Raw genomic sequence first — 25388 nt, forward strand, 5'->3', positions numbered from 1 at the left:
GTAATGAAAAAACTAGTCTTGCATATTGGACCGCATAAGACCGCGTCAACTTATATCCAGAAAAGCCTTCTTGAAAACACTGCCTATCTTTCATCAAAAGGTTGGACTTATCCAGACGATGAAATTCTTCAGTATGGACACCACCCTTTTGTTAATTGGTTGCTAAACGGTGACTATGATCAGCTTGAACACTACACCGAGAGGTTAAAGGCACTCAATAGCAATATTTTGTTATCATCTGAGAATTTTGATCGTTTAAACCAACAGCAAATTCAAAAGCTTCACGATGTTGTTAATAAGTGCTTTGAAGTCCATATTCTTTACGTATACAGGCGAGCTGATGAGAAGTTGATATCGAGTTGGTCAGAGTCTATTAAACACGGCAATGTGCAAGTATGGCAAGACTACGCGTTAGAGCACTTATTAAGGCCCTTTGTAAGTAGCTGCCTTGGTGACACTGGTATCTTGCTTAAGTATGCAAAGGTTTTTGGTAAGCAATATATTGCCGTTGTCGACTATGATATTGCTAAATCTGACACCCAAGATTTAGTTGAGTTGGTTTTGGCGTTATATCAAATTGATGACACGGGTTATTGTTATAACAATCAAGTGATTAATCAGGCTCCAAATAAGAAAATTATCGAAGTTTTAAGGTTGTTAAATCGATACCATAGTAAGAAGACAGGTACGAATGCGCAATCAAAGCGGTTAAGGGCTAGGTTTTTCAAGTATTTAAACAATGAAGCTGCAGTAAGAAAAAAAATCGATAACTTACCTGCTTGGGAGGATAAGGTGTCGATAGCGGATACCTTCGTGCTTAACAGGTTAAAGGCGAACTTTCATAAAGAGTTTGACGCTAACATCGTCAATTATGATGATTCGTTTGTTTTACCTGCGAAAGTGTTTGCGCTTCCAACTGTGGAATTACAGTCAGATAGTGACTTTATCAAGAAGTTATATGCTGATGTTATGTCTGTCGAAATTTAAGTTAAATGTAGGCCACATAGATGAGAAAAAGATTAATTTCAGCCGCCTTAAAAATTATTCCTAATCGACTTCAACTTAAAGCACTAGAAAAAGCATGGCACTTTGTGTTTGCGAATGAAAAAATTGAAGTGGGCAGCCACGTCAGAATAAATTTACAAGATTTTAACGTGTCTTGGCTGGTACCTGTGACTAAGACTGAACAGAGCCAGGGCGAACAGCACCCGCTAACAGTGTCATTCACCCTAGAAAAATTACTTGAATGTCGACGAAAAAGTGTACTCCAGACAGCGATAGATGATGGCTGTATACATGTTGAAGGTGATGCAGCTAAAGCACAAGTATTTAAGAAAGCAGTCAAATCTGTATCTCAACCACATTTAGATCGTTTAGTCTCTCGTTGTTGCTCATTTTTACATATAAAACCTGAACCTAGGATTGATTTAGCAACAGTTTCGGTGAGCGATATCGAGTGTGATGAAGATATAGACTTTATTCGAGATTCTGCTATTAGTGTGCAAAAAAGCGACACGCAACAAGCACTAAGATTAATGCTTGTTGCTCAACAAGCTAGACCTAATGGCTCTCATATCAATAGAAAAGTTAAAGAGTATCAAGCCCAGCTTCGTTAATACGCCTTCATGCTAGCTTATACAATAAGTGTTAAGGCTTATAACCGTTACATGCAATACGTATTTAAATTTAAAGAGAGTGAAATACATTGTCTGACTTAAAGTGCTTTATCTCTAAAGTTGTAGGCAGTGTGCTAAGCTTGCTCCCTGAATGCATTAAAGCTGAACTTAAACAAATCGCTGCACTTAGAGCGTTACATGTTAAGTTATCAAATATTGTTGCCAAGCCTTTGTCCGCAGTTGAACTCGACCATGAACAAGAGCGTTTTCATCGCTATTTGAATTGGCAGAATACACAGCTTAGTGAGCTCATTTCAAAGCCACTCACTGATTTTGATTGCAACATTTTAATATGCGTCCCAGATGGGCAAGAAGACCTTATATCAGTAACTCTAGAGAGCATATCAAAATTACTATGCTTCAAAGCACGCGTTATTTTGTGGGGCACACGGTCATGCACACCAGAGCTGGAGTTATACACGTCGAAATTAAACCTGGATTGCTATTTTGTCACTCGATTAAATGATTGTGTTTCTGGCTTACTTAAAGAGCCTATTTTTATTATTAGTAGTGGGGATATCCTTGACCCGCGATGTCTATTGGCCTTAGTCGATAATACTGAACATAGTCAATTTGCGTATGTAGATACTTGTATTTATCTTGCTTCTAACAACCAATGGTTAGAACCTGATTTTAAACCTGATTTTAATCCCGATTTTCAATACAGTAATGGTTACGTAAATACTGGTCTATGGTGTAAGGCACTTGAGAGTTTCAGTTCTATTTCAAACCAAGTTACAAACCACAGTATTGCAGCTTTTGTTTGTCATTTAGGTTTAAATCGACGAAGTGGCGATATTAACCACATACCTTGGGTGTTGCTTGCTCAGCGCCAAGCATTTGATATGTCTGCCGGGGTGAGTTCACTTGAGCATACATTCCATGATCACGCTGAATTATTACACTGTAACAAGCAAGCTTCTAGTATCACGCTGAATTGGCCGTTAAGCTCTCAGCCGTTAGTCTCGATTATTATTCCTACCCACAATGCCAAGGCGTTAGTTAAATCCTGTATAGACTCTATCCTTGTTAAAACCAGTTATCATAACTTTGAGATTATCTTAGTAGATAACAATTCCGATGACCCTGAGAGTATTAGTTACTTTAAGAGCCTGTCTAAACAGCCTAAGATTACCGTTATTGAATACCCTCATGCTTTTAATTATTCAGCGATAAATAATTTTGCTGTAAAACATGCTGCGGGAGATGTCGTTGCGTTAGTTAACAATGATGTCGAAGTCATTTCAGCAGACTGGCTAGAGCAACTTGTTCGGCAAGTAATACGTCCAGATATAGGTTGTGTAGGAGCAAAACTACTCTATTCTAATGGCACTGTGCAGCACGCAGGTGTCATATTAGGATGTGGTGGCTCAAGCGGGGTCGCAGCACATGCACATAAGCACTTTCCTGGTGAACATCCTGGCTATCAAAATAGGTTGGTTTGTACTCATAATGTCAGCGCTGTCACAGCGGCTTGTCTCATCGTTAAGAAGTCTCATTACCAAGCTGTCGGTGGGTTAGATGAATTAAACCTTGCTGTTGCATTTAATGATGTTGATTTTTGCTTGAAAGTGCTGCAGTTAGGAGTAAGAAACCTTTTTTGTGCAGAGGCTGTGCTTTTTCACCACGAATCAGTTAGCCGAGGTGGGGAAGATACAACAAGCAAACAGAAAAGGTTTCAACGAGAGTTGAACTACTTGAAAGGGCGTTGGGATAAGTATATTGAGCGGGATCCGATGTACCACCCTCATTTGACTAAACAAAAAGAGAACTTTTCAATAAACGAACGGTATACTTGTGGACATTACAAGGATCGATAGAGTAGCCACAATCCAACTCGTGAGGATGAAGTTAGATAGATGATAGATAATGATGATAAGCAGTTTGTGGTACAAGCTTCAAATCCAATTCCAAGTAAGCTTAAAACTGTTTGTGGAATGTCAGTCTATAAACAAGACAAGTTAGAGTGGATAAAGCGTGCTGTTGACAGTATTTTGCGGCAAACTTTGCCCCCATGTTTATATGTAGTTGTTATTGATGGTAATGTCGATGAGCAAGTGTCTAAGTATTTAGCTACACTCGAGTTGTCTGAATCGTCAGTTGTGCTGGTTCATTCACAAAGTAACATTGGCTTAGCTCGCTGTATGAATTTTGTGATTGATTTTGTTCAACCGCATCAACCTGACTACTTCTTTAGAATGGATGCTGACGACATATCTGTACCTCATCGCTTTGAAAAGCAGGTGGAACTGCTTGACTCCCACGCTGATGTCGACGTGCTAGGTAGTGCATTGTGGGAAGTTGATGAAAAAGAGAATCGCGTAGGAGTTCGGCATTTACCAAAAAAGCATACGGCGCTTATAAAATCGTTAGCTAGACGTTGTCCTATTAATCACCCTACCGTAGCTATACGTTACAAAGTATTCGAACAAGGGCATCGCTATTTAGGGCATATGTTAAATACTCAAGATTATTTCCTATGGGTTGAACTCGCGGCCGCAGGCTATAAGTTTGCAAACGTGAAAGAACCATTGCTCCACTTTCGCCGCATCAATGGTTTTTACAAACGTCGTGGTAGAGGAAAGTCTATTAACGAGTTTAAGGCTCGCTTAATGGCGATGCGCTTACTTAATCAAGTGAGTGTTGTTAATCTGACATACGCAACTATGGTATTAACCTTACGTATGATGCCCGGATTTATAATAAAGTGGGCCTATTACATAGATAGGCGCTTGATGAAAATGAAAAAGAACAACTAAATTATGATTGGTGCGATTATTGTTGTTTACAATCCAGACTTGGCATTAACTGAACGATTGCTAACTAGGGTGTACAGCCAAACTGAGCATGTGGTTATCGTAGATAACAGCCCTAAAGCTCACGATTTTTCAAAAGTAATCGAACATTATGAGTATATGCATTTTCCTGCAAACTTAGGGATCGCTGCAGCACATAATCACGGTTTGCGTTATCTACTTTCTATCGGCTGTGAATATGGTTTGTTGCTTGACCAAGACAGTCAAATTACTACGGATTTTGTTTTTAGGTTATCAAGTTTAATGATGGCCTCTAAAAGCCTGAAGCAAGATATTGCCGCCATCGGCCCTAGTATCAGTTGTAGTTTTACTCATAAAACTGAGCGCTCGCTTATTCAAAGAGAAGTGTTTGAGTATGAAGAGCTCGTCGGTGTAACGCAGATTATTGCTTCTGGGATGCTTATCGATTTGGGTTTCTTGGATCAAATAGGCTTTAAGGACGAGAAACTCTTTATTGATGGCGTGGATCATGAATGGTGTTGGCGGGCCCGAGATATGGGGTTGCAAATCGCTAAAGCCAAGAAGATAGAGATGGTTCATCGTTTGGGTGACTCACGCAGTAAATTTATTGGAGTTACCTATAAAGTTGGCTCGCCAATTAGGCTCTACTATCAATTTAGAAACATCTTACTACTTAGTAGACGTTCATATGTTCCCTTGTATTGGAAAGTTAGATGTCTTGGGCTTATTCCCGTTAGGTTTTTTCTGAATAGCACAATGCAACAAAATAGGCTGGATAGGATCCGTTATATGTTTTATGGGTTAGTTGACGGGTTGAAAGGTATTTCCGGCTCGTACGCTACAAATCGGCGCTAGTCTTATATGCCATATGGTTATATATATTTATGTTTTTAGCTAAGTAAGTAATGAATAACCAGGTCGGAAGTGGTATTGTTTGAGCTTAGAACAGCATACTTTGATTGTGTGATTGAGCAATAAACGATTTTATTTTGGGAAACTCGAAACTGTTATGAACGAAGAAAGGTTAACTCACCTACGAGCGCTTGAGGCTGAATCAATTCATATTATGCGAGAAGTCGCAGCAGAGTTTGATAACCCTGTAATGCTTTACTCTGTAGGTAAAGACTCTTCAGTGTTGCTTCACTTAGCACGCAAAGCCTTTTATCCAGGAAAAATTCCTTTTCCTTTGTTGCATGTTGATACCAACTGGAAATTTAGAGAAATGATCCAGTTTAGAGATAACATGGCAAAGAAGTATGGTTTTGACTTAATCGTCCACAAAAACCCTCGCGGCTTAGAAATGAATATCAGCCCTTTTACTCATGGTAGTGCGAAGCACACTGATATCATGAAAACTGAAGGCTTAAAACAAGCCCTAGACATGCATGGCTTTGATGCTGCTTTTGGTGGTGCGCGTAGAGATGAAGAAAAGTCTCGCGCGAAAGAGCGTGTATATTCATTTCGTGATAGTAAGCACCGCTGGGATCCTAAAAATCAACGTCCAGAATTATGGAATATCTATAATAGTAAAGTTGATAAAGGTGAGAGTATTCGCGTATTTCCTTTATCGAATTGGACTGAGCTAGATATCTGGCAATACATTTACTTGGAAAACATTGAAATTCCTTCTTTATACCTCGCCAAAGAACGCCCAGTTGTAGAGCGCGACGGTACCCTAATTATGGTTGATGATGACCGTATGGAACTTGAGGTGGGAGAAGTCGCACAACCTAAGATGGTTCGCTTTAGAACGTTAGGCTGTTATCCACTTACCGGTGCCGTTGAGTCTGTTGCACAGACCCTTCCGGAAATTATTCAAGAAATGTTGTTGTGTACCACTTCAGAGCGGCAAGGTCGTGTGATTGATAATGACTCTGCAGGTTCTATGGAGAAGAAGAAAATGGAAGGTTACTTCTAGCTCTTTTTTCTTGTTAGAAACGACTTATATAGTCTCTCAGCCTGTTGTAAAGATTTAAAGGATTTAACGATGTCGAATAGTACGTCACTTATTGCTTCTGATATCGAAGCCTACCTAAAGGTACATGAAAATAAAGATCTGCTGCGAATTTTAACTTGCGGCAGTGTTGATGATGGTAAGTCAACGCTAATTGGGCGCTTGCTGTTTGATAGCAAGATGATTTTTGAAGACCAAATGGCTGCTATCGAAAAAGACTCTAAACGCTTTAACACTACAGATGAGTCCTTTGACTTATCTTTACTGGTTGACGGTTTGCAGTCTGAACGTGAACAAGGAATTACTATCGATGTGGCTTATCGCTATTTTGCTACGGAGCAGCGTAAATTTATTATCGCTGATACTCCAGGTCATGAGCAGTACACTCGTAATATGGCCACGGGCGCTTCAACAGCAGATTTAGCTATTATCTTGATTGACGCTCGCCATGGTGTGCAAGTCCAGACGCGTCGTCACAGCTTCATATGTTCGCAGTTAGGCATTAAACATGTGATCATCGCCATCAATAAAATGGACGTCGTCAATTACGATCAAGGTGTTTATCAAGCAATTAAGAAAGATTATCGAGAGTTCGCTGAATCTTTAGAGTTTGATGATATTCGGTTTGTACCGATTTCTGCGCTTAAAGGTGACAATGTTGTCAACGAGAGCGACAACATGCCTTGGTACCCTGGCTCGACAATGATGAAATTGCTGAATACTGTTTCAGTCAATCGTGATAAATCAAGTACATTCAGAATGCAGGTGCAGTACGTTAATCGTCCAAACCTCGATTTTCGTGGTTTTTGTGGCACAGTTGCATCAGGCGATATCCGCGTTGGTGATACAATTCGTACGCTTCCTTCTGGTAAAGAAAGTAAAGTGCAGTCGATAGTCACCTTTGATGGTCAGCTAGAGAAAGCTTATGAAGGAATGGCAGTTACTATTACCCTTGAAGATGAAATTGATATCAGTCGCGGTGACATGCTGGTTCGTCCGCATCAACTTCCTTATTCAAGCAATAGTTTTGATGCCGACGTAGTATGGATGGCTGAAGAAGCTCTGCAGGTAGACCGAGAATATGTTATCAAGGTCGGTAGTAAGTCGGTTTATGGCTATGTTGAGAAGGTCAATAATCGTGTGGATGTAAACACGCTTGAGGTTTCAAATTCTTCATATCTTGCATTGAATGAAATGGGAAGTTGTCGTTTTGCTTTAAATGAAGAGATTCAATTTGATTCATATAAGGTTAATCGTTCAACGGGTGCATTTATTATTATCGATAGACTAAGCAATGTAACAGTAGGTGCCGGTATGATCCGTAATGCCCTCGATGATAAAGATATTACCCATAAAAAAGAACATTCGGAGTTTGAAATTGAATTAAATGCGCTTGTGCGTAAACACTTCCCACATTGGGGAGCAAAAGTTATTAGCTGATTGCTATTAATTGAAGCATATGTATAAATTAGGGCTGTTCTGCGAGATGCAGTGCAGCCTTTTGTTTTTATAAGTGTATCGATGAGTCTATGTCTCCACAAGCCATTATAACTACCACGATTTTTACGCTCACAATTGTTGGGTTGCTCAGGTTTCAAAATCGACCTGCGGCGGTATTCGGAGTGACATTCCTATCATTGATAACTTTTGGCTTGGTTTCCAAAGAACAACTGATCACCAGTATTGCAAACCCGGGGTTAGTCACGTTAATTTTATTAATTATTTGCTCATTCGCGATTGAGAAAACCAGAGCGCTCAGAACGATTGCCGCAAAAATCATCGTTCCTAGTTATGCCAAAACTTTCGTTAGGTTGTTTTCAACTACTGCAGTATGTTCTGCATTTTTAAATAACACCGCTGTTGTTGCGACGCTTTTATCTCCGATTCGAAATAACCCACACCACTATGCTAGCAAGCTGCTACTGCCGTTATCATATGCGGCCATCCTAGGTGGAACGCTTACTCTTATTGGTACTTCTACCAACTTGATTGTAAATAGCCTTTATATTGATGCGACAGGTAAGTCTATTGATTTTTTTGCCTTTACCGCAATTGGTATCATGTTGGTTGTTGTTTGCGGCTCTATACTGGGCTTTTTTGTCAGGTATTTACCAAATACGCACCAACAAACTGAAGGTGAGCAAGGCTATTTTATCGATGCTAAAGTCACCTCAGACTCTGAGTTAATAGGAAAAACGGTAGAATCTAATGGACTACGACATTTAGAGTCATTGTTCCTAGTGGAGCTTGTTCGCGATGGGAGGCTGATCAGTCCTGTTTACCCAAGCGAAACATTACAAGAAAATGATCGGTTAATTTTTAGTGGTGATATAACAAAGCTGGCTCAATTACAACAATTTAGCGGCTTAGAAACCTTTGCCCACCAGAGTGATTTAAAAGACTCTAACTTAACTGAAGTTGTTGTCCGCCATGAAAGCATTTTAGTTTGGAGAACATTAAAGCAAGTAGGTTTCAGAGCTTTGTTTGATGCAGCAGTAGTGGCGATTAGGCGTGATGGAGAACAGGTATCAGGTAAGTTAGGCGAGGTCAAAATCAAAGCCGGTGACTTTTTGGTGCTTGCCGTAGGTGATGATTTTAAGTCTCGTCGTAATCTCAGTAAAAACTTCATCCTGTTAAGTGGTGTCGAGACTGAAACGCGGTTGAGTGGTTGGCGTGCTTGGTTGGCAACCTTTGGTTTTGCGGCAATGATTGTGAGTGCATCCGTTGGTTTGATTGACTTGCTAGAAGGGTTAATCATTTTGCTTGGTGGACTTATTTTTACCCAATCACTTAATGTTAATGAAATTATTAGGCGACTCCCTATTGATATTTGGTTAGTGGTGTCTTCGGCAATTCTGTTGTCGCACGCTTTAGTTAACGCAGGTGTAGCAGAATCTATTAGTACACTAGCTAATGGGGCTTTTAGCGAGCAACATGTGTATTTAGCGCTAATTGCCGTTTATTTGATTACCTGGTTAATGACAGAGCTTGTGACCAACAATGCAGCTGCGGCATTGATGTTCCCCATCGCGTACAGTTTAGCATTAGGCTTTGGCGTGGATGTTATGCCATTTGTCATGACTGTAGCTTTTGCTGCAAGTGGTAGCTTTGTCAGCCCATACGGTTACCAAACTAACCTTATGGTATACAACTCAGGTAACTATAGACTAGGGGACTTTGTGAAAGTTGGACTGCCTGTCAGCATTGTTTATGGATTGATAGTGATAGTTTCTGTTCCTTACTTTTTCCCGTTTTAAAAATAGATTTAAATATATAGGTTTATGTATGTCTCAATCCCCTTACAAACAAGTTGACGTTACTGGTGATAAATCGAGCGATGTTGTTTGGCATCAAGCAAGCGTTACTCATGATGAACGGGTGGGTGCCAATGGACATAAACCAGCTGTGTTGTGGTTTACTGGTTTAAGTGGCTCAGGCAAGTCAACCGTTGCTAATGCAGTGGACAAGTTATTACATGACTCCGGTTGTAAAACCTACGTTTTGGATGGTGATAACGTGCGTCATGGCCTCAATGGTGACTTGTCTTTTTCTGATGTCGATAGAGTCGAGAACATTCGTCGCATTGGAGAGGTTTCAAAGTTGTTTGTGGATGCGGGTTTGATTGTTTCAACAGCATTCATTTCACCTTTTACTCAAGATAGGGATATGGTCAGAAAGCAGCTAAGCTCAGGCCAGTTTATTGAAGTATTTATCGATACACCGCTAGAGGTCTGTGAGCAACGCGATCCCAAAGGCTTGTATAAAAAAGCCCGTGCAGGTGAAATTAAGAACTTCACCGGAATTGACTCGAGTTACGAAGCTCCGTTAAGCCCTGAAATTATAGTGAATACGGCTGATAAATCTGTGAAGCAATGTGCAGAGCTTGTAGTTGAATATTTACGTGAATATGGATATTTAAGTAGGTAGAAAATGACTCATTTTGATGTTTTTAATGGAGATGCAGACGGCATTATCTCTCTGATTCAATTGCGCCTTAACGAGCCGAAACAGTCAGTTTTGATCACAGGTGTTAAACGTGACATTACATTGCTTCAACAGGTTGATGCGAGCGAGGGTGACCGTGTCACTGTGTTGGATATTTCAATGGAAAAGAATTGTGTAGCACTGGAGCAAGCGTTAAATAATGGCGCAAATGTGTTTTACGCCGATCACCATCGCTCTGGCAGTATCCCTGAATCAAAAAGCCTTGATGCACATATTGATTTAGATGCGAATACTTGTACCGCGCTAATTATTGATAAGCTTCTAGGTGGCAAGTATCATGCTTGGGCAATTACAGCAGCTTATGGCGATAACCTTATTGCCAAAGCTGATCAACTAGCGGAAGCTGCGGGTTTGAGCCAAGAGCAGAAACGACGTTTGAAAGAGTTGGGTATACTCATAAATTACAATGGTTATGGCGCTGAATTAGCTGACTTGCACTTTTCACCAGCAGATTTGTATCAGGCGTTGTACAAGTATTCATCGCCGTTTGACGTTTTTGAAGCGTCAGATTCACCGTATTACAAACTTAAGGCTGCGTATGAACGTGATTTAGCTTCAGCTAACTCTGTGAAGCCGAGTTATCAAGGGAAGTTATTAACATTAATACATTTACCAAATGAAACTTGGTCAAAGCGTATTAGCGGTGTATATGGTAACCTATTGGCAAACCAAGCCCCTGAACGTGCACATGCTGTGTTAACTCCGAATGCAGATAATAGCTATTTAGTTTCTCTGCGCGCACCACTCAATAATAAGTGTGGAGCTGGAGATATATGTAATCAATTTCTAACCGGTGGTGGGCGAGCTGGTGCTGCAGGCATCAATCGATTGGAAGCAGATCAGGTACAACGGTTTATCGATATTACAGAAGACTATTACAGCAAACATTAATAGTAGTTTTGGTAGAATTACGGATTATTCTTTAAGCCCAATAAATTAAGGCGGTAAATGAAAGTATTAGTAACGGGCGCTGCAGGATTTATTGGCTCGCACGCAGTAAAAAGACTCCTCGCTGAGGGACATAGCGTAGTAGGTGTCGATAATCTCAATCAATATTATGATGTCGAGCTCAAACTTAATCGCTTGAAGTGGATCGGTGAGCATACTGAGTTTCATTTCGAACAACTGGATATTGCAGATATCCAGCCCGTACAACAAATTTTTGCACAATACAACTTTGACGCCGTTATTCACTTAGCAGCACAAGCTGGTGTTAGACATTCTTTAGAAGACCCTCATTCGTATATGAACGCCAATATGATGGGGTTTTTCTCTGTTCTCGAAGCATGCAAAAGAAATCGTATCGAGCATTTGGTCTATGCATCTTCAAGCTCTGTATATGGCTTAAATTCACAAACACCGTATTCTACGGCTGACAATGTAGACCACCCGTTATCTCTTTATGCGGCGACTAAAAAATCCAATGAGTTAATGGCCCATAGCTATTCTCATTTATACCAGTTACCCACAACTGGGCTGCGTTTCTTTACTGTTTATGGCCCGTGGGGAAGGCCTGATATGGCGTTGTTTAAGTTTACCAAGGCTATTCTCGCTGGAGATACCATTGATATTTATAATCATGGCCAGTTAAGCCGGGACTTTACTTATATTGACGATATCATTGACGGTTTGATGGCAGTCCTTGAGCACCCTCCTGTCGAAAATAGCGCTTGGGATACCAAGCAAGCCATGTATACCGAGTCCATTGCCCACAGTTCATCTCCCTACCAGGTATATAACATTGGTAGTGGTAACCCTGTTAATTTAATGGATTTTGTTGCTGAGATTGAAAAGGTGTTAGGTAAGCAAGCTAAGAAACGTATGTTACCGATGCAAAAGGGAGAGTTACTCACTACTTGGGCTGATACTGAACCGCTGAGAGAGATGACAGGTTTTAGCCCAAGCGTTAGCTTTAGCGAGGGAGTAAAATGTTTTGTCGATTGGTATTTATCTTATTACCATAAACAGTAAAGTATTTTTTTATAGTTAATACAAAGGATTATTATGAAAGTAGTTATTCCCGTAGCAGGGCTAGGAACACGTATGCTACCGGCGACCAAAGCCATTCCAAAAGAAATGCTTCCGTTGGTGGATAAGCCTTTAATTCAATACATAGTTGATGAATGTGTTGCAGCTGGAGCAAAGCAGATTGTACTGGTAACACATGCCAGTAAAAATGCGATTGAAAACCACTTTGATAAGTCATTTGAGCTTGAATCTATTCTTGAAAAGCGTGTTAAAAGGCAGCTTTTAGAAGAGGTTCAGTCTATATGCCCAAAAGATGTGACTATTTTACATGTGCGTCAAGGTGAAGCGAAAGGGTTAGGGCATGCAGTGCTATGTGCTAAGCCTTGTATCGGCAATAACCCTTTTGCCGTTGTACTGCCTGATGTTCTACTTGCCAGCTATTCAGCTTGTCAAAAAACAGAAAACTTAGCCGCGATGATGTCACGCTTTAATGAGTCTGGTGCTAGTCAGATTATGGTTTCTCCAGTACCTAAGGAAGAAGTCAATAAATACGGTATTGCTGATTGTAATGGTGCCGAGCTTGGCAAAGGTGAATCAGCCGTGATTCACAGCATGGTTGAAAAGCCTGCCACTGATGATGCTCCATCAGATTTAGCTGTGGTTGGTCGCTATGTTTTATCGGAAAAAATTTGGCCGTTATTAGCTAAAACCCCAGCAGGTTCAGGCGATGAAATTCAGTTAACAGACGCGATTGACATGCTGATTGAGCAAGATACTGTTGAAGCTTTCAAAATGTCTGGGGAGTCGCACGACTGTGGTGACAAGCTAGGCTATTTAAAGGCATTTGTAGAATATGGCATTCGTGACAAGAAGCTTGGCGCAGAGTTTAAGTCTGCAGTAGCTTCAATATTAAAGGAACAGTAAGCTTGAGTATTTTAGTCACAGGTGGCGCAGGATATATCGGTAGCCACACTATTGTAGAATTGTTTGGTCTGTCGAATGATATCGTCGTTTTAGATAATTTAACTAACTCTAGTTCTGAGAGCCTGTCGCGTATCACTGAGATAACGGGGAAAAAGGTAACTTTTTATCAAGGTGATATTCTTGACCGTGCAGCCCTTTGTAAGATATTTACTAAACATCAAATCGAAGCTGTAATTCATTTTGCTGGTCTAAAGGCTGTGGGAGAGTCTGTAGAGCAACCATTAAAGTACTACCACAACAATGTGACTGGAACCGTTACTTTGTGCGAAGTTATGGCTGAATTTGGAGTTAAAAACTTAGTGTTTAGCTCGTCAGCTACTGTATATGGTAACCCTGCCTCACTTCCAATCACAGAGACTTTTCCAACTTTTGCAACTAATCCGTACGGTCAGTCTAAATTGATGGTAGAAAATATACTGAATGATTTAGCTAAGTCGGACGAGAGTTGGAATATAGCTTGTTTAAGGTATTTTAACCCAGTAGGTGCTCATGAAAGCGGCCTTATAGGTGAAAACCCTAATGGCATACCAAATAATCTTATGCCTTTTATTTCACAAGTGGCTGTGGGTAAGCGTGAACACTTGAGTGTGTTTGGAAATGACTATGATACGCATGATGGCACTGGAGTTAGGGATTATATTCATGTCGTCGATTTGGCTAGAGGTCATTTGTCAGCGCTAACAAAACTTAAATCCAATCCAGGATTAGTCACATATAATCTTGGTACAGGGGTGGGGTACAGCGTGCTTGATATGGTCAGCGAATTTGAAAATGCCGCTGATAAAAAGATCCCATATAAATTAGTCGACAGAAGGCCAGGAGATATAGACTCATGCTACTCTGACCCAACTAAGGCTAAAGCAGAATTAGGTTGGGAGGCTACCCATACGCTCAAAGACATGGTAGCAAGTAGTTGGAAGTGGCAGTCTATGAATCCTAATGGGTTTGAATAGCTTTTTTGTTGCCAATTAAAACAACTTCTAATTGAAGTATCTAACAGCCAAACAGCGATTAAAGCCACCTTACAAGAAGGTGGCTTTTTTTACAACAAAGGCTTCTACAAAAGGCCTGACTTAAAAGGCCATCACTCAACACATTGATAAGCTTTAAAATTTGCGCTCCCAACCTGCATAAACGGTTGTTTCCCAGTCACTGCTATCAGTTGCTTCTGGATAAGTGCTATAGCCAACAGTGCCACCGACTTTGAGCTTGCCATCGTAGAAAGGGCGATGATAGCTTGCATCTAGTTGATAAAGCATTTCGTATTTACCTAGCGAGACAGGATTGCCACCTGGTGCTGCTACATCTGAGCTATCTATGTTTAATTTAGCCCAGCGTAGCTTAGTTGTTAGGCTTTGACCATTTTGTAAACGGGTGATACCACCTAGTACCAGCACGCGTGAGTCATTATCATAAGTCGTGCCTATGCTGCGGCCGTAATAGCGGTATCCGCTCTTATAAAATCCGTGCTCGTACATACAGTTATAAACTTTATCTGACAGCCCACATGATGCGGTAGTGTCGGTGTACTCTACAAATAAACGGGTATCAATTTCAGCAAAGTAGAAGTCAACGCCCCCCATATTTGATGCATTAATAAGTTTGTGCTTTTCGTTATGATAATCTTCATGTATACGTTCGTAATAGATACCATAAGGGATCCCCCAGGCTGTGTCAGACCACCTAAAGTCATAGCCAGCTAACATATTTTCCTGGCCGTTCTTAACGTCGCCCTCGCTTACACCGCCATTAAACAAGCCGTTCCACCAATCGCTTAAGCTATTTCCGTAACCATCGCCACCCCACTGCATGGTCCACGAAAAACCGACTTCAAGCTGAGTAAGCGGGCGAAGAGTGCCTCGAGCTCCCCAATGACGTGCGTTCGGTACATATCTATCGCTTTCCATCTTGCTAAAGCTTGTAGTGAACGTCCATGGGCCAGCCCAGCTAAGCCATGGTGTTTCAAAGGCGTTGCTGTCATTTCGAGACAGTGTAATACCTGGCATAGGACGAGCATTATTGGTCTGGATTAAACCTGAGTCCCAACCTGGCCCCCAGTATTTTTGTATCGCACCGCCGATGACAATCCAGTTGCCGAGTTTTACTGCAGCAAAGCTATTGTCTAAACGTGATTTATTACCGTCGATTGGGTCATGGTGATAGCTTGCCGCTAATCGGCCGCTGAACCATTCTTTAGTTACTTCAGCATTTACTTTAACTTCGGCTTTATCTCGGTAGTCATTACCATAACCAATAAAACGTGCCGTTTCGTTTGCACCAGTTAACCCTATGCCTAGCGATGTAGGTTGATGATCCTTATTGTATGCTTTCATCACGCGTGCATAAGCGTCTTTTTGTCGCACTGTCATTGATGTGTTTGCGGCTTTATCTAAATCCTTTTTTATTGCAGACCACATTAAAGGGTAGGTGGTGACAGGTTGAATAATGACTCCTGTATCTGCAAGTAGTTGAATGTCTGCTCTAAGTGGTAAGTCTGTTGGCTCTACCCACCAAGCTGACTGTGCGGTGAAACTGGTGAGTAAGGTTATTCCAGCAAGCAATTTTAGTTTCATGAAAACTCATCTCAGTTAACCCAATACACCTAATGTATTGCGGTTGGATAAACATAATAAGGAATTAATTTGATGGAGGGAGATTAAACCTAAGCTATTTGGTATGCAAAGGTACAATTTGGTCCATCAAATTTGCACTCAAAATAAATACTATCATAGCAAACAGTATATTTAACGAGTTAATCCATGGTACTGCCGTAAAATCATGGACAGTTGCGAGTTATTGATACAAATTGACTGAGGGGATGATGAGCATGTATTAACTAAGCTTTATTCACTTAACTTGTGAATAGTTATAGATATTGTTTAGGCTTGAGTTAAGCTGATCAGTTGACCTGCTTTAGTGCAATGTCATAGATTGGATTTTGTAGCTATTGTATTGATAAATGTTACGTGACTATTGATCAACAGCGTATTGATATTAAGGCGGGTGTACATACGTTCAGTGGTTATTCTGCTCATGAAGCTCAGAAAGATATGATTAACTTTGTAAAGCGAATGTACTACAAACCCGAGCATATTCGCATTGATTATGGAGATGAAGTCGCTAGGCAAGCGTTTGCTGCATGCTATCGAGAGTTACTGCCTTATTGCGAGGTAGTGGCTGTCAAATATCATGACAAAGGCCGCTAAATAGGTTTAAGCCTGCTCAACAATCTTCTTGTGCAGATTATTCCATTGCTCTGGGAATTTTCCATCGAGCATATAAACAAAAGAGAGCAGTTCAGCGATGAGTAAGTACAGCTCTTTGGGAATGTCTTCGCCTAGCTCTAGCATCTGCAAAAAGTTGCTCAAGTGTTCATCTTGATGGATGTACACACCAGCCTCTTTGGCAACGGCAATAATTTCCTCCGCCAAAAGGTCTTCACCTTTTGCGCTAACCTTAGGCGCATTCTTGCCATCAAAGCTTAATGCTACGGCTTGCTTCTTTAGTGGTTGTTTATCTTCGCTCATTCATTTCAGCTCTTGTGTCCGTATCGTACGTTCAACGTTTAGTTTTAGATGCTTGATTAACGTCTACGCCAGCGTTTTTACTAGAAAGTGGTCGCCAGGTAACAGCGTTGGCGGGATTGATGTCACTTCGGTTTTAATGCTATTCAAGTTAAACCCTATGTCGTTTATCTTCTGCGTGAGCGCCTGTTCAAAGTTAGCCACTTTATCTATTGTGGATTGATTACTCGCCTGAATTTTAAGGTCGAACTGCTCGCCATGTTTGTGTGCTGCAAACACGATAGCGCCTTGAGATAAATTAAATTTTAATTGTAAGCGCCAACCTTTTTTCTGCTGTTGCTCGTCCTGTTCTTGTTCGAACTTACCCTCAAATTGCTCCTGTTTGTTATTAATTATGTAGGGCAGGGCAAAATACCAGGTGGCAGCTTGATTGGCTTCACCACTCGCTTGTTGGTATACGTTTAAGCTTTGGGCGAGTTGACCGAGTGATTCTAAGGTGTTTGATTTGTCTAGTCCCGCTAATAAGCCGCTGCTGGTAGCTAATCGACTTAATGCAGTTTGTTGTAGCTTTTGTACATGGGCGGCAAGTTTTGGTGACAACTTAGTGTTGCTATTGTTGGCGCGCACGCCTAAAAGTACCTGAAATAACGTGGTAATGGCGCTACCTGTTATCAGTGGCGTGCTGTGAGCCGCGGGTTGGTTTAATTGAATTGACGCTAACCCCATAAGCTCTGCTTGTAGTTGTTTTGGCTCTGCAAGCGTCGTGAGTGGTTTCGGAGATAGCTGAGGTAAGAGTTTTAGTAGCTCGTTGGCAAGACTCACTTTTACACTCGGCTGAGCTTCTGTTGCTGTCATTGCTCCAGCTTTTGACAGTGCTTTAGACAATACTTTGAGCGGCGACATGACCTCGGCGCTCTCGGTCTTAGTATTAACCTGCTTTGGCGCTTGTCCAAGAATCGATTTGTCCTGTTGGGCTGCGGCATTTAGTTGTGAAGTTAGTGCTTTCGCATCAGCTTGAGCGGATTTTATTGAATCGCCTTTCACCTCACTTGCTAATTTATTTGGTGCGATGGTTTGCTGTTGAGCTGTTTCTTTGGCTTTTACTCCATCAAGGTTTGCCTGCACTGTACTTGCTGAGTTACTAGCTGTTCCTGTTGAGTTAATTCCAGTTTGACCTGGGTTAGTCATTGCTTTCGAAGAGCTCGCTTCTGCGCCCTTGCTACTCACTAAGTCGCCTTGAATTGTCGAGGCTAAAACTTGTTTTGATTGACCGCTCTGTAGTTGGACAGCTTGTGCTCTCGCGACATCAGCTTTAGTTGGCGCAAGTTCTGGTTTAGTTAGAACAACTTCTGGTTTAGTTGAAGTTGCATCGCTTTTTGCTGATTGACTTAATAACTCTGCAGAGTGTTTCAGTTTGGTGCTGTCAGCTGTGATTTTACCTTCGGTGAGAGCCTTTGCTGCTTGCTTTGCCAGCTCTGCCATTTCGCTGTTTAAAGGGCTAGATGTCGACGAACTTGTGGCGGAAGTAGCTGATGAAGGTGAATTTGTTTGTTGAGTCAATGCGCTTGGTTGCATCGCCGTTTTAGTAGCTTCTTGATTCACTGTACTTGATGGTGAATTCGAGCCGGTACTTTGCTTAACGTTTTGGGGGGCATTAAGCGGTGTAGCATCAAGTTTTTTTAGCATTTGCCCCAAGATTTGTGCCGGCTCTAGCTTGGCTATGACGACATCATTGTGTTCAGCTGTGGTTATGTTCGATTGCGTTTTAGGTGACAGTTCAACATCAATTGAGCCAAGAATTTTTGTTAGTTGCAGTGCGAGTTTATCGCCGTGGCTCACAATTTTTGCCAGGTATTCGCCACCACTTATTCTAGGTTGACTATCAAGCTGAATTTTCGGTCCATCAGCAAATTGCATTTGCTGCTGTTGAATTTGGCTCGTAGGTAGCGGGTAGCCCTGTGAGCGTGAAGCCAGGTTGGCAAGCTGGGTGTCTGAAACGCCATTTTGCTGTGCTAATTGCTGCAATGCTTGCGGCATTTTTATTTGCATACTCTGAGCTAACAAAATGAGCTGACTCGCGAGCTTTGTCTGCTGTGCACTGGTGGCTTGGTTTGATTCAGCTATTGCCGCTTGTTTTATTGCATCTAATTTTAAGGAATCGGGGCTTGATGCTGTTACTGCAAGTTTGGCTAATTCGGTGAGTAACGCTTTAGATTGCGCCTGTGTTATTACTACTTGCCCGGCTTGATGCAATTGTTTCGCTTGAGACTGCGACAATTCTGCCGACAGGGTGTTCCCTGAAATCGAAACCACGGCTTGTGCGAACGAGTTTGTATTAGTTTGTGATTGCTGACTATTACTTTGAACTGTGATGTTTGGATTGTTTTGGGTATTAGGTTGAGCGTTAGACTGAGTAGCTAGCTGAGTTGTCAACTTAGCAGTAGGTTGAGGCTTTGCTTGAGTGATAGCAACTTCAACAGATTTAGTTTGCGCAAGCTGCTTATCTAAATAATTTAACTGCTCTAGGTTTTTCACATGTACTTCAACACGTTGGGCATTGACGCTCACGGTTCTTGTATCGATGCTTTGTTGCCTGTTAGATGCATGGGCTGCGTTGGATGTTACATCGCGCGGTGTTGTGTTTCTGGTTTGTGCTTGGCTTTGTTGCTGACTAATCGGTTGTTTATATTGGCGCTGCTCAGTATTAAGTGTCCGTCCACTATTAACTTGAGCTTGCTGCTTGCTTAATTGGTCAGGCTTACCTGAAGTAACAAGGTTTGTGCGCGCGCCATTGGTTTGCTCTGACGTGCTGACATCAGACTTGCTATTTACTGGTGACGTCCGAGCTGAGTTCATAAGGTTATCGTGTTATCCAATATCGCCCTTGATATAGCTATGAGATATTACCAAGGCCAATTGTTTATGAAGTTTTACAAATATTTGTTTTGTTTGTTGCTGACTAAGCAGTATGCTTGCTAGCAAAATCACTGCGTTGTTCTCAATTATTATCGGCTTAGGCGTTCATTGCTTGAGAACCATTGCATTTGCTTTAGTGCTTGCTTTATAGCTAAGCCTTGGCTTTTAGCCACACCTTAGCATTAGCACTATAGTTCGAGAGTTACAGTGTGTTCACCAGAATGTCAATTTAACGATGCAGTGACGTTTGGTTAATACCAACTTAGATAGATAAAGTGACCAGAGATTACGCCGGAAAAATCGCTTATAACGCGGCAGAAATTGCAATTAGTTAGTGAGCCTAACTTCCAAATTTCTAAAAGTTATAAGCCATTTTCACCAATAAAAATAACCAGTAAGAATGATCACTTAGTTGTGTTGGTTGGTATCAATTCCTATCCTAAGTTTAGATAGTAAGAGATGTATATGAAGTATGTAAGGACGTTACTTCCTTTTTTCACTGTTTTGTGTGCCAGTACAGCCTTGTTTAGTCACTCTTTAGCGGCTTTTCCAAGCAGCCTTCCTCCTGCACATACCACACAAGATGAACAACAGCCTGTGGTTGAAGTCGTTTATAACGACGAGCGCGATCCGTTTGAAGGTTTTAACCGCGCCATGTGGCACCTCAATTATCAATATTTTGATAAATACCTGTTTCGCCCTGTCGCCCATGGCTACAAGGACTATGTACCAATGCCGGTAAAAAGTGGCGTAAATAACTTTGTACTTAACTTTGAAGAGCCAAGTTCCATGGTTAACAATGCGCTTCAGGGTAAGTGGGGCTGGGCTGCCAACGCAGGTGGACGCTTTACTATCAACACGACTATCGGCCTGCTAGGTGTGGTGGATGTTGCTGATATGATGGGACTTTCTCGTAAACAAGATGACTTTAACGAAGTGCTTGGTTATTATGGCGTTCCCAACGGTCCTTACTTTATGGCACCTTTCTTTGGTCCATATGTAACGCGCGAACTCACAACAGATTGGGTGGATGGTCTATACTTTCCTTTGTCGGAGTTTACTTTTTGGCAATCAGTTTTAAAGTGGGGCTTAAAAAGCCTACACAAACGCGCAGCAGCAATCGATCAAGAAAGATTATTAGATAATGCGCTCGACCCATATACCTTTGTAAAAGAAGCTTACTTACAGCACATGGATTACAAAGTTCACGACGGTATTGTCCCTTCAGACTACGAAGAAGACGAATTATTAGATGAGTATATGGACGAGCTAGATTAGTCAGAGAAGCCACTCCCTGACTAAGTCTGGGAGTTGTTTATGGCACTAACAGATATTGCTGTACTTTTAGTGGAAGATGACCCAGTTTTTCGTCAACTAGTCGCTGATTTTTTATCTTCTCAGGGTGCATCAGTTAAGCAAGCAAGTAATGGTGAGCAGGGCGTGCAACTGTTCACACAAGAACATTATGATATCGTCATTGCAGATTTAAGCATGCCCATTGTTGATGGTTTAGAAATGCTTAGGCAGATGGTCGATATCGACCCCGCTATTCCTTCAATTGTTATCTCTGGTAATGATGCCATGTCTGACGTCGTAGAGGCGCTGCGCATTGGTGCCAGCGACTATCTGGTTAAGCCCGTCGCAGATCTGTTTATTATCGAGCAAGCGGTAGAGCAAGCACTACTTACCGGTTCTAAGCCGGTAGAGCAGGCTATTGCGCCCCATAGCACAGAGCTGATTGAGCTTTCTTATCAAGAGCTCAATGACAATTTGCTACTGCTAGAGCAAAGCGCTGAGGCCGCTAAAAGTGTGCAGCAGCAGTTATTTCCGTCCTCAAGCGTTGAATACCCTAATGCGCTGATTAATTACACCTTGTATAAAAATAGCGATGTCAGTGCGTTTTTTATTGACTCTACCATGGTGGGCGACGAGCACCTAGTGCTGTATATGGCGCACTTTATGCCGGAGGATAACAGCGCAGCATTTGGCTGCGTGCTGCTTAGAAGCTTTGTCAATCAGCAATTAAAGCTGTTTCGTAATGACCAAAGTGAAGTGCTCATTCAACCGTGTAAAATGCTTGAATACCTCAATGAGCGCTTGGCGAGCTCTGGGTTACATATCTTGATGGATATTATCTATGTTAGCCTAGATTTGTCTGAATATCGTGTTGCCATTGCACAATCTGGCAAAGGGTTAAGGGGTTACCTTCGTAATCCAACAGGTTTAGCACCGCTTGCTATTTCTGAAACCGACCCCATTGGCTTTCCTACTTGGAAGGCGCCAAAGGTTTTATCGCGTCATTTAGCCCTAGGCGAGCAGCTTTGTATTGCGACCTATTTGCCGGAGCATAAACAGGCACTACTTGAGAATAGGTTTGAAGGGTTAGTGTTTGATGCTAACACTAAGGCTGGAGGCTTTATTCAGCTAGAGTGTGAATAGCGATTGTAGCGTTGGCCGCTTGACTCATCCTTTGAAATAACCTGAATTACAGGCACAAAAAATCCCCAATCAAGGGGATTTTTTAGTTTTGACTAGTTGTCTGTGTAGTGGCTAGCTATGTAACCTACGCATGTAACTAAATGTTCATGCAGCTAACTACGCGTGCAACTAGCATAAATATAAGCTTAGAATTAACGCTTGATTGCTTCATGTTCAGCTGTAACAGCAATCTCTTCTTCTAGCATTTCTTCTTCAGACTCAGCGTGACCTTCAGCGCCGTGCATCCAGTCAACTAGCTTATCAGCCATGAAGTACAAGATGATACCTGAAATAGTCGCTGTAATCGCAATACCTGAGAAGATTGCCATCGCGTTAGCGAGTTGTTCTTCTTTCTCGCCGCCGTGACCGATTAGTGAACCAACTAGACCACCAATCTTGTTCGCTGCCGCGATGAATAGGAACCAAGCACCCATCAGTAGTGATGCAATACGCAGAGGAGCAAGTTTAGTTACCATTGATAGACCAATTGGCGATAAACATAGTTCACCCATGGTGTGGAAGAAGTATGCACCCACTAACCACCACATGCTTGACTTAGCATTTGCGTCGCCGCCCATTTCTAGTACAGCACCAATCATGAATAGGAAACCAACAGCAAGCAGGAATAAACCTAGCGCAAACTTAACAGGTGAGTTTGGCTCGTTCTTACCTAAGCGGATCCAGATAGATGCGATAACAGGTGCGAAGATTACAATGAAGATAGCGTTAAGAGACTGGAAGTAAGTCGTTGGTACTTCCCAACCACCAATCATACGGTCAGTAAAATCGTTGGTGAACAGGTTCATTAGACCACCAGCTTGCTCGAAGCCAGCCCAGAAGATAATGGTAAATAGACCCATTACCATGATTACTTTAATGCGGTCACGCTCTACTTTGGTAAGTGGCTCTTTGCGAACTTCACCTTTCGCTTCGTTCTTTTGCTTCTCAAGCTTAGCAGCCGGAATAGTACCGATGTCACCAAGTAGTTTTTGAGCGAACATGAACTGGATGATCAGTGATAGCACCATACCAACACCTGCACAGAAGAAACCAGCTTGCCAGTTGTTGATCATCACTTCTTGGCCGTCAACCATAGCTGTGTGACCGAATGAAGTGTAAGCCCAAGCTACGATGAAGCCAGACAGCGCAGCACCAACGTTAATACCCATGTAGAAGATGGTGAACGCACCGTCACGGCGATGATCGCCTTCTTCGTATAGATCACCAACCATGGTCGAAATGTTTGGCTTAAATAGGCCGTTACCAATGATCAGTGTACCTAGACCAATATAGAAAAGAGTCGTTTCTAAGCCAGGGAACCAGCTGTGTGGTGCGGCCAGAGTAAATTGACCTGCTGCCATTAAGAAGCCACCAATATAGATAGCTTTACGTTGACCAAGAATGTTGTCGGCTAACCAGCCACCGATGAGGGGAGTTAAGTAAACAAGACCGGTAAAGGTACCGTATAGAGATAGTGCATCGGCTTGGGTCCAACCTAGACCACTACCGCCTTCCGACTGTACTTTATCAACCAAATAAAGTACCAAGATTGCACGCATTGCGTAGTAACTAAAACGTTCCCATAATTCTGTTGTGAATAAAAGGAACAATCCTTTTGGATGCCCAAGCATAGTGCCCGGCGCTTTTGCTTCACTCATTAAGTCTTCCACCTTAAGCTTGTGATTGCCTGCAAAAAACTTTGCAGAAATTGTTTGCAAAATGCGGCTGTTGATGAACTCGTAACAAAATGTAAATCAAAGTTAACTATTCAAAAAAGCACGCTTAATTGTTTATTTTTTATATTAAATAACTTCTTTTCGGTGTCGATACACCGTCAAACATTAAAAAGTTAACCTTATATACCCTTTTAATGGCGGTAAAGTCAATGCTAATGCGGTTAGCAGGCGATAAGACATGCAAATTAGATGTAAATAACTTGTCACGTTTATCCTACTTTAGTCAGCCTTTTACTTGTTGTTAGACGCGCACTAATCCCAAACTTACACCACTTTGATTTTTTGAGTGAGTAGGGGCTTAATAACCACATTTTTGTGAGTACAGTTATCCAGCTGCTCGCCGATATAAAATAAGTCGAACCAGATCAATAATGGTGGGGCATCGGCTAATTCGGGTAAGAGAACGCCATGCGTATGTAAATCTTAAATTGCTTTTGCATATCATTAACAAATGTTTACAATATTGCCAAAGTTAACTATCTCTTACCTGTTTGACACTCACTTAAGCTTTTATTTACACAGTGAACGCGCCTGTGTGTTGCTTAAAACCTTGTCGGTAGAGGTAAAACATGAAGGTAAATATTTTTAGCTGTGATCAGGTAGGCCTTTTTCGCGTCTCAAACGGCAAGTTGCTTGAACACGGCAAGTCGCTTGATTTAGCTATCAGGGCTGCAGCACGTGTCATTTTACTGTTTGCATTGCTTGTCGCCTTTTCCGCAAGCGCAGCTTGGCAAGACACTGACAAAGATGGGGTGCCTGATAAAAAAGATGCTTGCCCAGATACGCCTGCAAATGTCGTGGTGATGGCAAACGGTTGTCAAGACCCAGACGATGTAGCGCTAGCTAGTGCGCTTAAACAATCCGCCAAGCAAGCAGTGGCTCAAGATGCCTTACTTGATGATAACCGCCCAGACCAAGCAAGCAGCAAAATGAAGTCAGCACTTGCTAACGAGATAAAACAGCAAGTTCAGGCATGTGCGGAGAAGGCGGGTTTAAATTCTGAAGAATTTACTTGCCTTAACAACTTGTTAGCACCTGTTTATTTTGGCGTTGGAGAGAATAAGGTGTCAGCAACGCAGTGGCCGGGTTTGTATAAACTGCTGGTGGTTGTTGAGTCTTTGCCGAAAGGTTTTAGCCTAAGCATTGAAGGGCATACCGATACTAGCGGAAGTGATTCGGTAAATATGAATTTGTCATTGGCGCGAGCAGTCGCCGTCAAGAACGCCTTAATGGCAGAAGCGACAAGTATTAATTTTGACAAGGTGAATGTCGTAGGTTTAGCGGATAAACGCAGCGTAGCCAGCAATGATACTGCACAAGGTCGATTGCTTAATCGACGTGTAGAGTTTGTAATTTCGGCAGAATGATTC

At 41.8% G+C, this 25388-nt stretch carries 21 protein-coding genes; 17 read left to right on the forward strand and 4 right to left on the reverse strand.

Annotated features, from left to right (window positions below; genetic code table 11):
- Window positions 1-3 precede the first annotated feature (3 nt).
- From G3R49_RS05875 to galE, 13 genes are all read left to right on the forward strand, one after another.
- On the forward strand, window positions 4-987 hold the full coding sequence (locus G3R49_RS05875; protein WP_167869006.1) for a hypothetical protein: 984 nt from the start codon (window positions 4-6) through the stop codon (window positions 985-987).
- A 20-nt stretch (window positions 988-1007) separates the two neighbouring features.
- Window positions 1008-1616: an SCP2 sterol-binding domain-containing protein gene (locus G3R49_RS05880; RefSeq protein WP_167869007.1), complete on the forward strand. Its 609-nt coding sequence runs from the start codon at window positions 1008-1010 to the stop codon at window positions 1614-1616.
- Window positions 1617-1705: 89 nt separating this feature from the next.
- Complete coding sequence (locus tag G3R49_RS05885; protein WP_167869008.1) at window positions 1706-3496, forward strand: glycosyltransferase; 1791 nt, start codon at window positions 1706-1708, stop codon at window positions 3494-3496.
- A gap of 39 nt (window positions 3497-3535) precedes the next feature.
- Window positions 3536-4435, forward strand: a complete 900-nt coding sequence (locus tag G3R49_RS05890; protein WP_167869009.1) for a glycosyltransferase — start codon at window positions 3536-3538, stop codon at window positions 4433-4435.
- 3 nt (window positions 4436-4438) lie between these two features.
- Window positions 4439-5308 (forward strand): glycosyltransferase family 2 protein, encoded by an 870-nt coding sequence (locus G3R49_RS05895; RefSeq protein WP_167869010.1) that lies wholly within the window; start codon window positions 4439-4441, stop codon window positions 5306-5308.
- A 154-nt stretch (window positions 5309-5462) separates the two neighbouring features.
- Window positions 5463-6371, forward strand: coding sequence for a sulfate adenylyltransferase subunit CysD (gene cysD, locus G3R49_RS05900; protein WP_167869011.1), 909 nt, complete (start codon window positions 5463-5465; stop codon window positions 6369-6371).
- A gap of 69 nt (window positions 6372-6440) precedes the next feature.
- Complete coding sequence (cysN, locus tag G3R49_RS05905; RefSeq protein WP_130597820.1) at window positions 6441-7847, forward strand: sulfate adenylyltransferase subunit CysN; 1407 nt, start codon at window positions 6441-6443, stop codon at window positions 7845-7847.
- Window positions 7848-7936: 89 nt separating this feature from the next.
- Window positions 7937-9664 carry an SLC13 family permease gene (locus tag G3R49_RS05910; protein ID WP_130597819.1) on the forward strand — a complete coding sequence of 576 codons (1728 nt, stop codon included), beginning with the start codon at window positions 7937-7939 and terminating at the stop codon, window positions 9662-9664.
- A 28-nt stretch (window positions 9665-9692) separates the two neighbouring features.
- Complete coding sequence (cysC, locus tag G3R49_RS05915; protein WP_167869012.1) at window positions 9693-10334, forward strand: adenylyl-sulfate kinase; 642 nt, start codon at window positions 9693-9695, stop codon at window positions 10332-10334.
- A 3-nt stretch (window positions 10335-10337) separates the two neighbouring features.
- Window positions 10338-11303, forward strand: a complete 966-nt coding sequence (locus G3R49_RS05920; protein WP_167869013.1) for a DHH family phosphoesterase — start codon at window positions 10338-10340, stop codon at window positions 11301-11303.
- Between the two features lie 57 nt (window positions 11304-11360).
- Window positions 11361-12383 carry an NAD-dependent epimerase gene (locus tag G3R49_RS05925; RefSeq protein WP_167869014.1) on the forward strand — a complete coding sequence of 341 codons (1023 nt, stop codon included), beginning with the start codon at window positions 11361-11363 and terminating at the stop codon, window positions 12381-12383.
- A gap of 33 nt (window positions 12384-12416) precedes the next feature.
- Window positions 12417-13304, forward strand: coding sequence for a UTP--glucose-1-phosphate uridylyltransferase GalU (galU, locus tag G3R49_RS05930; protein WP_167869015.1), 888 nt, complete (start codon window positions 12417-12419; stop codon window positions 13302-13304).
- Between the two features lie 2 nt (window positions 13305-13306).
- Window positions 13307-14317: a UDP-glucose 4-epimerase GalE gene (galE, locus tag G3R49_RS05935; protein WP_167869016.1), complete on the forward strand. Its 1011-nt coding sequence runs from the start codon at window positions 13307-13309 to the stop codon at window positions 14315-14317.
- Window positions 14318-14470: 153 nt separating this feature from the next.
- Here the strand turns inward: galE and G3R49_RS05940 are convergent, their stop codons facing one another.
- Window positions 14471-15937, reverse strand: a complete 1467-nt coding sequence (locus G3R49_RS05940; protein ID WP_167869017.1) for a capsule assembly Wzi family protein — start codon at window positions 15935-15937, stop codon at window positions 14471-14473.
- 393 nt (window positions 15938-16330) lie between these two features.
- Between G3R49_RS05940 and G3R49_RS05945 the strand changes: the two genes are divergently transcribed.
- Window positions 16331-16570 carry an MBL fold metallo-hydrolase RNA specificity domain-containing protein gene (locus tag G3R49_RS05945; RefSeq protein ID WP_167869018.1) on the forward strand — a complete coding sequence of 80 codons (240 nt, stop codon included), beginning with the start codon at window positions 16331-16333 and terminating at the stop codon, window positions 16568-16570.
- A 6-nt stretch (window positions 16571-16576) separates the two neighbouring features.
- On the opposite strand, the gene G3R49_RS05950 is transcribed toward G3R49_RS05945, so the two are convergent.
- The gene (locus G3R49_RS05950; RefSeq protein WP_167869019.1) at window positions 16577-16891 is read right to left on the reverse strand and encodes an EscU/YscU/HrcU family type III secretion system export apparatus switch protein; all 315 of its coding nucleotides are present in this window, start codon (window positions 16889-16891) and stop codon (window positions 16577-16579) included.
- Between the two features lie 63 nt (window positions 16892-16954).
- Entirely contained in the window at window positions 16955-19744 is a 2790-nt protein-coding gene (locus tag G3R49_RS05955) for a hypothetical protein (RefSeq protein ID WP_167869020.1), read from the reverse strand.
- A 525-nt stretch (window positions 19745-20269) separates the two neighbouring features.
- Here G3R49_RS05955 and G3R49_RS05960 point away from each other — a divergent pair.
- Window positions 20270-21082: a VacJ family lipoprotein gene (locus G3R49_RS05960; protein WP_167869021.1), complete on the forward strand. Its 813-nt coding sequence runs from the start codon at window positions 20270-20272 to the stop codon at window positions 21080-21082.
- Between the two features lie 39 nt (window positions 21083-21121).
- Window positions 21122-22243: a response regulator gene (locus G3R49_RS05965; RefSeq protein ID WP_167869022.1), complete on the forward strand. Its 1122-nt coding sequence runs from the start codon at window positions 21122-21124 to the stop codon at window positions 22241-22243.
- A 191-nt stretch (window positions 22244-22434) separates the two neighbouring features.
- Here the strand turns inward: G3R49_RS05965 and G3R49_RS05970 are convergent, their stop codons facing one another.
- On the reverse strand, window positions 22435-23940 hold the full coding sequence (locus G3R49_RS05970; RefSeq protein ID WP_130597810.1) for a peptide MFS transporter: 1506 nt from the start codon (window positions 23938-23940) through the stop codon (window positions 22435-22437).
- Window positions 23941-24587: 647 nt separating this feature from the next.
- On the opposite strand from G3R49_RS05970, the gene G3R49_RS05975 reads away from it, so the two are divergent.
- Complete coding sequence (locus G3R49_RS05975; RefSeq protein ID WP_167869023.1) at window positions 24588-25385, forward strand: OmpA family protein; 798 nt, start codon at window positions 24588-24590, stop codon at window positions 25383-25385.
- Window positions 25386-25388 lie beyond the last annotated feature (3 nt).

The organism is Shewanella sp. WXL01 (assembly GCF_012263345.1).
Lineage (GTDB): Bacteria > Pseudomonadota > Gammaproteobacteria > Enterobacterales > Shewanellaceae > Shewanella > Shewanella maritima.

Excerpts from the sequence above, each read along its gene's own strand:
- cysC (WP_167869012.1), top strand. The coding sequence starts at position 9,693 with ATGTCTCAATCCCCTTACAAACAAGTTGACGTTACTGGTGATAAATCG.
- G3R49_RS05955 (WP_167869020.1), bottom strand. The coding sequence starts at position 19,744 with ATGAACTCAGCTCGGACGTCACCAGTAAATAGCAAGTCTGATGTCAGC.
- cysN (WP_130597820.1), top strand. The coding sequence starts at position 6,441 with ATGTCGAATAGTACGTCACTTATTGCTTCTGATATCGAAGCCTACCTA.
- G3R49_RS05940 (WP_167869017.1), bottom strand. The coding sequence starts at position 15,937 with ATGAAACTAAAATTGCTTGCTGGAATAACCTTACTCACCAGTTTCACC.
- G3R49_RS05960 (WP_167869021.1), top strand. The coding sequence starts at position 20,270 with ATGAAGTATGTAAGGACGTTACTTCCTTTTTTCACTGTTTTGTGTGCC.
- G3R49_RS05895 (WP_167869010.1), top strand. The coding sequence starts at position 4,439 with ATGATTGGTGCGATTATTGTTGTTTACAATCCAGACTTGGCATTAACT.
- cysD (WP_167869011.1), top strand. The coding sequence starts at position 5,463 with ATGAACGAAGAAAGGTTAACTCACCTACGAGCGCTTGAGGCTGAATCA.
- galU (WP_167869015.1), top strand. The coding sequence starts at position 12,417 with ATGAAAGTAGTTATTCCCGTAGCAGGGCTAGGAACACGTATGCTACCG.
- G3R49_RS05875 (WP_167869006.1), top strand. The coding sequence starts at position 4 with ATGAAAAAACTAGTCTTGCATATTGGACCGCATAAGACCGCGTCAACT.
- G3R49_RS05920 (WP_167869013.1), top strand. The coding sequence starts at position 10,338 with ATGACTCATTTTGATGTTTTTAATGGAGATGCAGACGGCATTATCTCT.
- G3R49_RS05925 (WP_167869014.1), top strand. The coding sequence starts at position 11,361 with ATGAAAGTATTAGTAACGGGCGCTGCAGGATTTATTGGCTCGCACGCA.
- G3R49_RS05950 (WP_167869019.1), bottom strand. The coding sequence starts at position 16,891 with ATGAGCGAAGATAAACAACCACTAAAGAAGCAAGCCGTAGCATTAAGC.
- G3R49_RS05965 (WP_167869022.1), top strand. The coding sequence starts at position 21,122 with ATGGCACTAACAGATATTGCTGTACTTTTAGTGGAAGATGACCCAGTT.
- G3R49_RS05880 (WP_167869007.1), top strand. The coding sequence starts at position 1,008 with ATGAGAAAAAGATTAATTTCAGCCGCCTTAAAAATTATTCCTAATCGA.
- G3R49_RS05975 (WP_167869023.1), top strand. The coding sequence starts at position 24,588 with ATGAAGGTAAATATTTTTAGCTGTGATCAGGTAGGCCTTTTTCGCGTC.
- G3R49_RS05910 (WP_130597819.1), top strand. The coding sequence starts at position 7,937 with ATGTCTCCACAAGCCATTATAACTACCACGATTTTTACGCTCACAATT.
- G3R49_RS05890 (WP_167869009.1), top strand. The coding sequence starts at position 3,536 with ATGATAGATAATGATGATAAGCAGTTTGTGGTACAAGCTTCAAATCCA.
- G3R49_RS05970 (WP_130597810.1), bottom strand. The coding sequence starts at position 23,940 with ATGAGTGAAGCAAAAGCGCCGGGCACTATGCTTGGGCATCCAAAAGGA.